The sequence below is a fragment of the Bradyrhizobium sp. CCBAU 53351 genome (assembly GCF_015291745.1).
Taxonomy (GTDB): Bacteria; Pseudomonadota; Alphaproteobacteria; order Rhizobiales; family Xanthobacteraceae; genus Bradyrhizobium.
In genome coordinates this window covers 868,230-879,654 of sequence record NZ_CP030060.1, presented here as the reverse complement: position 1 = coordinate 879,654, position 11,425 = coordinate 868,230, and the positions used below count along the sequence as shown (strand labels likewise).

General features: G+C 61.8%; 7 protein-coding genes and 4 pseudogenes. 6 read left to right on the top strand and 5 right to left on the bottom strand.

Annotated elements, in window-relative coordinates:
* Window positions 1-432: 432 nt before the first annotated feature.
* A pseudogene (locus tag XH83_RS39045) lies at window positions 433-619 on the top strand (IS66 family transposase zinc-finger binding domain-containing protein); the annotation flags it as partial.
* Window positions 620-907: 288 nt separating this feature from the next.
* Here XH83_RS39045 and XH83_RS40145 read toward each other — a convergent pair.
* Window positions 908-1,372 (bottom strand): group II intron maturase-specific domain-containing protein, encoded by a 465-nt coding sequence (locus tag XH83_RS40145; RefSeq protein ID WP_232995625.1) that lies wholly within the window; start codon window positions 1,370-1,372, stop codon window positions 908-910.
* A 623-nt stretch (window positions 1,373-1,995) separates the two neighbouring features.
* Between XH83_RS40145 and XH83_RS39035 the strand changes: the two genes are divergently transcribed.
* Both XH83_RS39035 and XH83_RS39030 read left to right on the top strand, forming a co-directional pair.
* Window positions 1,996-3,510, top strand: coding sequence for an ISNCY family transposase (locus tag XH83_RS39035; RefSeq protein WP_128955117.1), 1,515 nt, complete (start codon window positions 1,996-1,998; stop codon window positions 3,508-3,510).
* A gap of 849 nt (window positions 3,511-4,359) precedes the next feature.
* Window positions 4,360-5,259: pseudogene (locus XH83_RS39030) on the top strand (transposase); the annotation flags it as partial.
* A 34-nt stretch (window positions 5,260-5,293) separates the two neighbouring features.
* On the opposite strand, the gene XH83_RS39025 reads toward XH83_RS39030, so the two are convergent.
* From XH83_RS39025 to XH83_RS40605, 4 genes and pseudogenes are all read right to left on the bottom strand, one after another.
* The gene (locus XH83_RS39025; RefSeq protein ID WP_128955118.1) at window positions 5,294-5,884 is read right to left on the bottom strand and encodes a UPF0149 family protein; all 591 of its coding nucleotides are present in this window, start codon (window positions 5,882-5,884) and stop codon (window positions 5,294-5,296) included.
* Between the two features lie 29 nt (window positions 5,885-5,913).
* Window positions 5,914-7,471 (bottom strand): annotated as a pseudogene (locus XH83_RS39020) (IS66 family transposase).
* 50 nt (window positions 7,472-7,521) lie between these two features.
* Window positions 7,522-7,875 carry an IS66 family insertion sequence element accessory protein TnpB gene (gene tnpB / locus XH83_RS39015; RefSeq protein WP_128955119.1) on the bottom strand — a complete coding sequence of 118 codons (354 nt, stop codon included), beginning with the start codon at window positions 7,873-7,875 and terminating at the stop codon, window positions 7,522-7,524.
* Window positions 7,872-8,303, bottom strand: coding sequence for a transposase (locus XH83_RS40605; RefSeq protein ID WP_128955120.1), 432 nt, complete (start codon window positions 8,301-8,303; stop codon window positions 7,872-7,874). The genes tnpB and XH83_RS40605 overlap by 4 nt, the downstream gene beginning before the upstream one ends.
* Before the next feature lie 438 nt (window positions 8,304-8,741).
* Between XH83_RS40605 and XH83_RS39005 the strand changes: the two genes are divergently transcribed.
* From XH83_RS39005 to XH83_RS40135, 3 genes and pseudogenes are all read left to right on the top strand, one after another.
* Window positions 8,742-8,978 (top strand): hypothetical protein, encoded by a 237-nt coding sequence (locus tag XH83_RS39005; protein WP_210326194.1) that lies wholly within the window; start codon window positions 8,742-8,744, stop codon window positions 8,976-8,978.
* Window positions 8,968-11,202, top strand: a pseudogene (locus XH83_RS40600) (recombinase family protein). The gene XH83_RS39005 and the pseudogene XH83_RS40600 overlap by 11 nt, the downstream one beginning before the upstream one ends.
* Window positions 11,157-11,393: a helix-turn-helix domain-containing protein gene (locus XH83_RS40135; RefSeq protein WP_232995628.1), complete on the top strand. Its 237-nt coding sequence runs from the start codon at window positions 11,157-11,159 to the stop codon at window positions 11,391-11,393. The pseudogene XH83_RS40600 and the gene XH83_RS40135 overlap by 46 nt, the downstream one beginning before the upstream one ends.
* Window positions 11,394-11,425 lie beyond the last annotated feature (32 nt).

The window sequence follows — 11,425 nt, the reverse complement described above, 5'->3', positions numbered from 1 at the left end:
CCTCACCGTGAGGCGACCCGATCCGTTCTGAGCTAACTCAAGTAGCACCGGGCCGCCGCGGCAAATGCCCAGTTACACGGACTTTGTCAATCCTAGGAACTACGTCCGAATGGGGCAGGTCGCGCGCCCTAACGACCCAATGGTGGTGCGGAAGGTGCTGGCAAACGCGAGCGGAGAGATCTTCTCGCCCTTCGACTGGGCGCAAGCCATTTATCGCACCTCTGGCGGCGGTGGCCCTTCAGTTCATCTGAAGAAGGAGAGCAGGTGACTCTGTGGTATTCCTCCGTTGCGGGCCGTCTTGTTTGACGGACGCGAACGCTGCAGGTCCTACGGGTAATCCTGGGAGAAGCACTATGCCGATTTCGAGGGGCGGAGGTGATCACATCGGCCGAGCGGCGGCGCCGGTGGTCGCAGGATGAGAAGGAACGGCTTGTTGCAGCACTGGGCGAGGATGTGACCGAGACGTTGGGAGATCCCGCGCCGGTTCAAGGTCATCGAGACCGTGCGAGAGAAGTTCACTTGCCGCGATTGCGAGAAGATCAGCCAGCCGCCGGCACCGTTCCATGCCACGCCGCGCGGCTTCATCGGTCCGCAATTGCTGGCGACGATCCTGTTCGACAGTGGGGTCGAGGACTGGCGCGCCGCTTAACCAGTTTTCCCGGTCATGCACGTTTCCAGCCCCCGCCACATCGCACGCAGCATGCAGATTTCCCGCACTACGCGCTCCCATTTGCTTCATGACAAGGCTTATGGACCTATCATGTTGGAGCAGCTTTTACTTCGGCGGCACTCGCCCGGTAGCCGTTGAACAGCTTCAAGGTGTCGTACAGCCACGAGTTACTCCACTGCTTCCAGCCGAAGCCCTTTTGTTTCCGTGCCTTCGCCAGATGGCGTCTGACCTTCCTCTCTACCCAGTCTCTGATGTAGGGAAGCATTTACTGGAATCGCCTATCCGGAAGTAGTTTACCCATCCTCGGAGCTTTGGATTGATCAGGCTTATCACCCGACTAATCGGTTGCGACCGATAGCTGCCAAACACTTCCTTGAGCCCCCGCAGAAGCGCCGTCCGCTTTTTGAGCTTGGGCGTGTAATACGGCCGCATCACTCCGCGCAGACTGCGGAGATAGCGGAAGTCGATTCCCAGGAAGCCGAAGCTCTCGCCTCGGGCCAGGTCAACTATGCGACTCTTCTCATCATTCACCTCAACCTGTAACTTGGCGAACTCCTCCCGCAAGCGCTTGTTTATAGCGCCGAGCAGCCAGTCATGTCGCTGGTGGGCATAGATCAAGACAACCATATCGTCAGCAAAACGTGCATATTCGATATTGGTGTACTTGCCGCGACGTGTAACTTCACGTGCTCGCTCCAGCATCTTGTCCACCTCATTGAGGTAGAGGTTACTGAGCAAGGGTGAAAATTACGCCGCCTTGCGGAACGCCTTTCTTGCCAGAAGCTTTCAGCACAAGCCGCAGAAGATGCATGACGTCCCCATCATCAACCCGCAGGGCTACCTTCTCCAGAATCCGATCATGCCGGACGTTGTCGAAGTAGGCCCGCAAATCAAGATCGAGAACCCGCGTCTTCCGCTCAGCTATTGCTTTAGCAACTCGCTTGATCGCTTCATGTGTTGTCCGCTTGGGAACGATCCCGGTTGGAAATCCGCCTCGAATACAGGTTCGAGTATGAGCTTGAGCGCCCCTGTACCTCTCTGTCGCGGATAGCCGGAATCGACAGAACGCGGACCTTGGAGCCCCCGTCCTTCGGTATTTCCCGCTTCCTTGATGGAAGTGGCTTATAAGTGCGCTCGATCAGTTCGTCTCGTAATTGCTCGAGCAGAGACTCCACGCCTCGCGCTTCGATGGCTTCGAACGTCACCCCGTTATAGCGCGACAATCAGGATGAGAGCGCGCATTGCCTCGCCTTAATTGTTACCGGATGCTGAGCCGTTGCCTCACGTAAATTGCTCCCCTGGATCGGGAACAAGCGGGGGCGCAGATGGGGTGGCTGAGCATGGCAACGCGGAAGGAACTGACGGCGGCGGCGGGCGCGCGCTATCGGCGTTCGGATCGTGCGAAGAAGGCGCGGATATTAGACGAGTTCGTCGACATCACCGGATTCCATCGCAAACATGCGATGCGTCTACTTCGAGGCCAGGAAGACGTAAGCGCAGGCCGACGGGCGCGACGTCGGATCTATAATGAGGCGGAACACAACGCGCTCTTGCTGCTTTGGGAGGCGTCAGACCGGATCTGCGGGAAGCGGCTGAAGGCGTTAATGCCTGCGCTGATTGAAGCGATGGAACGGCACGGCCACCTCGACCTTGCTCCCGAGATCCGCGACAAACTTTTGGCAATGAGTGCTGCGACGATCGACCGCGCGTTGGCACGGGTCCGAGAAGGATTAGGTCGCAAGCGCCGACGGCACGCGACGCACTCGTTGCGTCGCAGTATTCCAATACGGACGTCGGCAGATTGGAACGATCCGGCGCCGGGGTTCGTCGAGGCTGACCTTGTAGCGCATAGCGGTCTATCGGCGCGCGGCAGCTTCATCCAGACCCTCGTGCTCACCGACATTGCTACCGGCTGGACGGAGTGCGCTCCTCTGATCGTGCGCGAACAAACACTGTTGAGCACGGTGTTGACGGAATTGCGCAAACAATTGCCTTTTGCGCTGATCGGCCTCGATACGGACAATGATACGGTGTTCATGAATGAGACGCTGAAAGCCTACTGCGATGCGGCCAACATCGTCTTCACGCGTTGCCGGCCCTACCGGAAGAACGACCAGGCGTTCGTCGAGCAGAAGAACGGTGCCGTCGTGCGCAGGATGGTCGGCTATCGTCGGCTCGAGGGCCTGGAAGCGGCCAAGCTGCTGGCTGAACTCTATCGATCGGCGCGGCTGTTCGTGAACTTCTTCCAACCCTCATTCAAACTGATGGCCAAGCAGCGCGACGGTGCTCGTGTGCGTAAGACATACAGCGCACCGGCAACGCCACACCAGCGCTTGGCCGCCGACGCCCGCACGCCCGATGCGATTCGTCACCATCTCCAAGAAATCTATGCCGCTCTCGACCCGGTCGCGTTGTTGCGCGACATCCGCGGCGCGCAGGAACGCCTCGCGGCGCTCGCTGATACGCAGCCAATCGCCCATCCTGCTGCGGCATCGCAACCGATCGATCTCTTCCTGGCAAGCCTACGAACCGCCTGGAAAGACGGAGCTATGCGACCGACGGATCGGCCAATCGTGAAAGCGAAAAGAGGCCGGCGGCGTCCCGACCCGCTCATCCGGGCAACGCTAGATTTGCGAAAATGGTTTGAAGCCGAGCCTTGGCGGACTGGTAGCGAACTGCTCTCCCGGTTGCAGGCGGAATATCCTGGAGCCTATCCGAACAAGCTTCTTCGAACGCTTCAGCGTAGGCTTAAATCCTGGCGCAGCGAGCAAGCGAACGCGTTGTTGTTCGTTCCTACGGAGGAAACGCTGCTGGGGCATGAGGTCACAACAACCCAATGATGTGGCAGACGCCAGCGGAGGAGGCCGGGCGCTCCGAAACCCCGGCCATCTCCGCACCCGGCCTCCTCCTCAACCCAAGCCGGGAGCAAAATAAATGAGGCAACCGATCGCACTCGGGAGCATCGATAGGTGAGGCAATACGGAGTCTCACCCTGATCGCCGCCGCGCACCCCGTCTATTCCCGGTGCGCCGTCGTTTTCTTTCGCCATCTCATACGCTGCGCGCAGGGTCTCCATCTTGCACACGTGGACGTATAGACCCCAGAAACGCCAGGACGGTTCAGCCTTCGCCTTGACGTATAGTCTCCGCCTCAGGTCTTGCAAATCGATGGACGCCTTTATCATCTCGTCCTTGCCTTCCTTACGTTAGAGACATCACAAATGGCAGGGACCCTTTGCTCCACGGGAGTTACTCCGCTTCATCGCTACTCCAGTCCCGGCCGCCACCTTCTCATCTTCGGTCGATTTCCCGGGATCTCCGGTTATACGACCTACCTTCTTCCGGCGATTTCTCTCCGGGATGAAGGCTTCTCCAGTTGCTCGGCATGTCCTTGTCACCGTGCTGTCGCTTTCACCCCGCCGAAATGACCCGTCGTGTCAGTTAGCATTCGATGGATCATGCTGCCTTCGCCCCTAAACTGCAGGCTCGACTTTCGGTTTTCAGCATTTTCGAGGCCACAACGCGTTCTCTTTTGATACGGCCCGATGACTCGTGGTCTCCCCAAGGGAGTTTTGTCGATAGGCTTCAAAGGTTCTATTTCTATCTCCTCTGCTACCCACACTACGGGGAGCTAACTTTTTCCCCGGCAGGACTTACTCCTGCTGAACATGCCAGCCTTCGCTGGACGCACAGTTCGGCATGCATATCCCGCTCAACCAAGTGCGAGAGGATCGACCTGCCATTGTCGACGCTCGCTGACCAGGTCGGCCACGGAACCTTCGCCATCATGCCGCTCTTCCAGCTGATCGAGCGTCATGTACTCGCAGTCGAGCGCCTTCATGGCGACGACACCACCATCCGCGTCCTGGCGAAGGGCAAGTGCACGACCCGCCGGAGCTGGAGTTATGGGCGGGATGACCGGCCCTTCGGTGGGCCGGCGCCGCCGGCTGCGGTCTATTACGCCTCACCCGACCGGCGAGGCCAGCATCCCCAGAGGCATCTGGCCGCCTTCGCCGGCATCCTGCAAGCCGATTGCTATAGCGGCTTCGAGCCGTTGTTCGACCCGCAAAGGAAAGCGATGCCGATCACGCCGGCATTCTGCTTCGCGCATGCGCGGCGGGGCTTCTTCGAGTTGGCCGATATCGAGAAGAACGCCAGGGTAGGCAGCAAGGGTAAACCAGCTCCCCGATCGCGCTAAGCCGCTGCTCGACGACATGCACGCCTGGCTGCTGCGCGAGCGAGAAACCCTCTCGCGCTCCTCCGAGGTCCTGAAGCCCACGAATTACATGCCAGGCGCTGAGCCGACTTTGCCCGCTTCCTCGACGATGGCAGGATCTGCCTCAGCAACAACGCCGCCAAAAGAGCGTTGCGCGGCATCGCCTTGGGAAGGCGCAATTGGACCTTCGCCGGCAGCCTGCGCGGCGCCGAACGCGCCGCCATCATGCTGACGATGATCACCACCTGTCGTCTTAACGATGTCGATCCCAAAGCCCGGCTCTCCGACGTCCTCGCCCGGATCGCCGATCTTCCCGCTTCGCGTCTGCGCGAACTGCTGCCTGGGAATGGAAGCTCCCGCGCCAAGCCGACTAACTGTAACCGGCATGAGCTCCCACGACCGCAGTGATCAGTGAGCGCGGGCGTAGCGGATCGGCATCCAGTATTGCCGCAAGGCTTCGACCGCCGCGGGAATATCGGCGTGGGCGTTACGCAGAAATTTCTTGGTCTCGCGGCCGCTTCGTGGTGGTCCAAGCAGCGGTCGGCCCTGATCGTCGCGACAGTGCAGCAGGATAGGTAGAAGTAGGCCGTGATTGACGTTGCCGGTGTCCAGCAACGGTGCCCACGCCAATAGCTTGAGCCGCATCGCGGCGTAGAAGCCTTGGCACCATGGTCGCGGATCCACGTCTCCACTGGGTTTACGCCGGTGCATCGGCGCGAACCTGTCGGGTGCGGTCGAGAGGGTGTTGCTGATGTCGTTGTGACGCAGGGCGACAGCCGATATGGCTGCAAACTCCGGGGTGCCGCTGTGGTTGAAGGCATCGGCATCGATGGCGAGCAGCGGGCAGATCCAGTCGAGTGGGCTCATCGACACCGGTCCGGCCACGATTGCGGCGACGTAGCCGTCGAGCATGGGGAGATTGGTGGCGGCAGGTTGCTGATCGACCCGAGCCTGCAGCCATCGCTCGAGCTCCTCAAGTGGCATCTCGGCTGCGGCCATTGACGACGCTGCTTTATGACGACGCGGGCTCATGCCGCGGCCTGTGCGGTGCGCTGGCGCGCCGCCTTCCAGTGCCAGGCGAGCAGTTCGTGCAGTTGATGGCTCTTGGTTCCACCGGAGACGATGCGCTCCAGCACGTCGGTCAGATAGGCTTGCGGATCGAGCTCATGGAGCTTTGCGGTGTTCACGAGCGACGCGAGGATGGCCCAGCTCTCGGCACCACCTTCGCTACCGCTGAACAAGGCGTTGCGTCTTCCCATGGCAATCGGGCGCATGGAACGCTCGACCGTGTTGGAATCGACCTCGACGCGGCCGTCGCTGAGAAACAGCGTCAGTCCGTCCCAGTGATTGAGCGCATAGTTGATCGCCTCTGTCAGCTTCGATTGGGAAAACAGCTGACCTACCATCTCAATCAGTCGCGCATTGAGCGCCACCATCAACGGGGCGCTCCTGGTGCGGCGGGCGGCCAGCCGCTGCTCCGCACTGCTGCCGCGGATCTCTGCCTCGATCGCATAGACCGCCTGCAGCCGTTCAATCACGTCGCGCGCGAATGGCGACTGCGTGGACTTGTACACCTCGACGAATTTGCGTCGAGCATGGGCGAGACAAAAGGCGAGCTGGATCGCGCCGCCATGACGGCGGGCCAGCGCCTTGTAGGCGGCATAACCGTCCACCTGCAGAACGCCGCAAAAGCCCATCAACTGTCCGGCGATCTCCTCGGTGCCGCGGCCGTCGGCGAATACGTAGGTAACCGCCGGCGGCGAGGGGCCACCCCATGGCCGGTCATCCATAGCATGCGCCCAGAACTGGCAGATGCGGGGACGATGTCGTCCTGGATCAAGCACCGGCATCGGCGTCTCGTCGCAGAACACGCGCGGCGCAGCCTGAATGATCCGCAGCTGCAGCTCATAAAGGCTCCTGAGCCACAAGGCGGTACGTTTGACCCAACCGCGAGTGTCGCGCGGTCAAGATGGATGCCGTGGCCGGCCAGGATCTGAACTTGCCGGTACAGCGGCAAATACCGGGCGAACTTCGAGACCACCACATGGCTCACGAGGGCCGTCGACGCCATGCCGCCCTCAATCAGGCGCGGCAGCACTTTGGCTTGGACCACGCCATCGGTGCAGCCGCGGCAGCCGTATTTGGGACGGATCGTGCGCAGCACGCGCAGGAGCGCCGGGATCACTCCAACACCTCGCTGACGTCCTCGCCGATCTTGTGAAGCTGGCCCTGGCAGCACGGGCAGGCCGTCACCTCCGGCTCCAGGACCTGCTCACAGCGCGGCAGATGCTTGGGCAACGCGCCGATGTTGCGGCGCGCCTTCTTACGTAGCTTATCGGACGGCTTCACCGCAGGTGCATCGTCGTTGGCAGCTGCCGGCGGCGTGACACTGGTCTCAAGATCGTCAAGCTCAAGCTCAAGCTGCTCGGCCACGAGCGTGGCAAGCCGTTCCGAGCGCTTCCCGAAGATCATCTCCTTGAGCGTCTGCATCGCAACACGCAGCTTCTCGTTCTCGGCGTCGAGCGCGAGCACCATCTCTGTTAGAGCGGCGGGATCAGTCGAGAGGACGTCCGGGCGAATCGCCATAAATGGACCATACATCCGCGCGGCGCAGGCTCCAGCGAAATCCTCTCCTCTCAGCCGACAACGGCCGGCTGCTTCACCGGCTTGGGCGAGACGCGCGTCCACTCGAGTCCGTCGAGCAGCATCGCGAGCTGTGTCGCAGTCAGATGCACCACGCCTTCGCGGATCGGCGGCCAGGTGAAGTGCCCCTGGTGCAACCACTTCGTCATCAGCACCATGCCGCTGCCGTCCCACGCCAGAAGCTTCACTCTGTCCGTGCGTTTGCTGCGGAACACGAAGACGTCCCCACAACACGGATTCGCACGCAGCGCTTCGCTCACCAGTGCCGACAGCGTATGCACCGACTTGCGGAAATCGACCGGCTGTGTCGCCAGCACCACCTTGAGGTCAGAGCGTAGCGCAATCACCGGATACCCCGAAGCGCCGCCAGCACGGTCGACAGCGTCGCCAGCTCAACGTCCGGCTCGACCCGGATGCGCGCCCCGTTCACCTCGATCTCGACAACTCCGCAAACCTTGGCCGGCGGCGCGGCGATCTCCAAAGGCCTCGTCTGTAGCCCGGAAATACGTTCATGCTCGCCCGCTGTCCCGCGATCGATCCCCGGACCAATTTGGATTGGCACGAAGTTCGGTGCCTTGCCCCCCACCGCCGCCGCAACTTGGCGGCGCCACACCGTAAGCAGCCCGCGCGAAACGCCATTGCGCCGCGCAACCTCGGAGATGTTCGCACCCTCCTCAAAGCTCTCCGCCACGATCCGGGCCTTCTCCTCGCTCGTCCACCGACGCCGTCGGCGCTCCCCGGTGATCACTGAGCGTGCTGCCGGTTTGATGGACACCCCGTTAAGCTAATCCCACCTTGCGCTCCATCTCGACCGAGCTGATATAGCCGATGGCCGAGTGTCCGCGGTGTTCGTTGTACAACAACGTTTGAGAACGGCCACAGGACCGTTCTTCGCGAGGTTCTTTATCGGCATCATCCATGGTTTGGGCGCCGAGTTTGCGTTCATGGAGCCGTCGACAAGGCTTTGATGTTGTTTTTCGCTGCACCTTGGACGGATCGCAAGGAGATCGTTGGCTGGAAGTGCCAGCAGGGATGTTCGACCGGACGGCATGCCCTGACGCCGAGCTTTTGACAGCTCAACCGTTTGTCAGCATCGATGCGCTTGCGGCGCTTTCTGCGCTTCTCGATCTGGCGTTGAAGGATCGAACGCCATCAGCTGCCCTGCTTTCTGGCGCATCCAGAGGCTCTCACGGTCAGAATCGGGGAGCGACTCATGTCACGCCAGACGGCAATGCCAGGGAGCGGATACCGACACAATCAACAACCGCGGCCGCAGCAGATGGATCTGTTCGGGAGCGGCCTGTCGAGCGGCGCCACCGGTGCGCCCACATGGTCGGAGCTTCCGGCGGAAGCGCAGGCGGCCCTTACGAGTCTGATGACGCAGTTGATCCTCGACCATGCCGCGACGACAGCGACGCCGCGCGCGAAGGAGGTCGGTCATGATCTCTGACAAGGTCAGGCCTCATCATCTGGAGAAGGGGATACTTTACGTGCGTCAATCCTCAGCACATCAGGTGCTACACAATCGCGAGAGCGGCGCGTTGCAATACGCCATGCGGGACCGACTGACGGCACTCGGATGGTCAGAGGTTGAAGTGATCGATGATGATCTCGGTCGCTCAGCCGCCGGCGGCGTACAACGCGCCGGCTTCGAGCGGATGGTAGCGGAGGTTTGCCTCGGTAAAGTTGGTGCGGTTTGCGCCCGCGAAGTCTCGCGCTTCGCTCGCAACAGACGGGATTGGCAGCAACTCATCGAGATGTGCCGCGTGGTCGATACCGTTCTGATCGATCAGGAGACGATCTACGCGCCAAGGCACGGTAACGATCGCCTGTTGCTCGGGCTCAAGGGCAGCCTCAACGAGTACGAGCTGGATCTGTTGCGCCAGCGCTCGCTCTCGGCCCGCTACGAGAAGGCGCGCCGGGGCGAGTTGGTTGTGGCAGCGCCCGTCGGCTTCGTGAAGGCCGGCGACCGTTATGAGAAAGATCCGGATCGGCGTGTCCAGGAGCGATCAAGCTGGTGTTCGACAAGGTCGAGGAACTCGGCAGCGCGCGACCGTTCTGCTGGCTCCACGAGTACAATCTCGATCTGCCGGTGAAGCGGACCAACGGCGCAACGGCCTGGCGGCGACCGAGCTACTCCGCCATCCACCGGATCATTGAGAACCCGGTCTACGGCGGCGCCTATGCCTATGGTAAGACGGCTGTCGCGGCGGGATACAGCGCCGTGGGTGTGAGCGTGAAGATCCGCCGCAGGCGCGGAGCGAATGGCTGGCGCTGAAGCCCAACACCCACGACGGGTATGTGAGCTGGGAGAGGTTCGAGGCGATCCGCACCATGGTCAGCAGCAACGCTCCCACCGGTCGGCATCACGGCGCGCCCAAGCATGGTGACGCGCTGCTGGCCGGTCTGATCCGGTGCAAGCGCTGCGGTCGCAAGCTCACACTCCGGTACTCCGGCATGAACCACCATATCCCGCGCTATAGCTGTAGCCGCGCCTGGATGGACAATGGCGGCCCTCACTGCATCGGCTTCGGCGGACTGCCCGTCGATGATGCAATCGAGGAAGCACTGCTTGGCGTCATCGGTCCGGGCGCTATCGCCGCCGCAACCGCTGCCGCCAAGGAAGCCAGGGGAACGGCGCGATCAGGTGCGCGATGCTCTCAGTCGCGATCTCGAAGCGGCGCGCTATGCCGCCGACCAGGCTTTTCCGGCAATACGATGCCGCTGACCCCGCGAGCCGGCTGGTGGCGGGCGAGCTTGGAGCGCGCTGGAACAGGACGCTCGCTCACGCAGCGGAGGTCGAGGGCAAAATCGCCACGCATAATGCGGCGATGCCTGCCCCCATTGCTGATCCAGCCTCGCTCGGCGTTCTGGCCTCGAACCTCAGAACGGTCTGGGATGCGCCGACGACGGATGCTCGCCTCAAGAAGCGCATTGTGCGCACCCTCATCCATGAGGTCGTAGCCGATATCGATGATGCGGCCTCCGAGATCGTCCTCGTCGTCCACTGGGTTGGCGGCGTTCACAGCGAGATACGCCTGCCCAAGCGTGAGCAAGCGCGCTATGAGGCCACTCGGGCTCGTCGGCGATATGAGGCTGTCGATCCCGACAATCGCCTGGTCGCCGGCGAGCTGGAGCGACGTTGGAATGAACGTCTGCTGGCCGTCCGCGCGCTCGAGGAAGAGCGCGGTGCACTGTTGGCCAAGCCGGAGAGTCCTCTGAGCGAGGCGGATCGCGAGCGGCTGCTTGCGCTTGGCTCCGATTTGGAGCGGGCCTGGAACAGTCCTGGGGCGACGCCTGCCACGCGCAAGGGGATCATCCGAACCTTAATCCACGAAATCGTTGTATGCGTCGGCGATGCGGCAATTGAGCTTGTGATCCACTGGCAGGGCGGCGATCACACAGCGCTAGAGACCAGAAAGAACCGCACGGGCCAACACCGCTGGAGCACATCCGCAGATGTCATCGATCTCCTGCGTGTTCTGGCACGCCAGATGCCCGACGGCACGATCGCGGCGGTCCTCGACCGAGCGGCAAGTCGACGGGGCACGGTAACAGCTGGACCCGCGCCCGCGTTCGTCACTTGCGCAACCAGCAAGCTATCGCACCCTACCGGGAAGGCGAACGCATGGAGAGAGGAGAAATTACTCTGGATGAAGCCGCCGCTGCGTTGACGGTCAGCCCATCGACGGTTCGCCGTCTGATCGCGGAGCGAAGCTTGCCCGCGCACCAGCTGTGCAAGGGCGCACCCTGGGTGATCAAGGCGCCTGATCTGGAGCACCCCGAGGTCAGGAACGCCGCGCAGGCGCGGCGCTTCCGGCGCCCGTCGTCTGGCGATCTCCGCCAAAGAGAGCTTGAACTATAATGGCATAACGAGGTGGGCAGTATGAATCGGAC

What these genes read in the sequence shown, in the direction of transcription:
- XH83_RS40145 (WP_232995625.1), bottom strand. Translation starts at nt 1,372, where the DNA reads ATGCTGGAGCGAGCACGTGAAGTTACACGTCGCGGCAAGTACACCAAT.
- XH83_RS39035 (WP_128955117.1), top strand. Translation starts at nt 1,996, where the DNA reads ATGGGGTGGCTGAGCATGGCAACGCGGAAGGAACTGACGGCGGCGGCG.
- XH83_RS39025 (WP_128955118.1), bottom strand. Translation starts at nt 5,884, where the DNA reads ATGGCCGCAGCCGAGATGCCACTTGAGGAGCTCGAGCGATGGCTGCAG.
- XH83_RS39005 (WP_210326194.1), top strand. Translation starts at nt 8,742, where the DNA reads ATGTCACGCCAGACGGCAATGCCAGGGAGCGGATACCGACACAATCAA.
- XH83_RS40135 (WP_232995628.1), top strand. Translation starts at nt 11,157, where the DNA reads ATGGAGAGAGGAGAAATTACTCTGGATGAAGCCGCCGCTGCGTTGACG.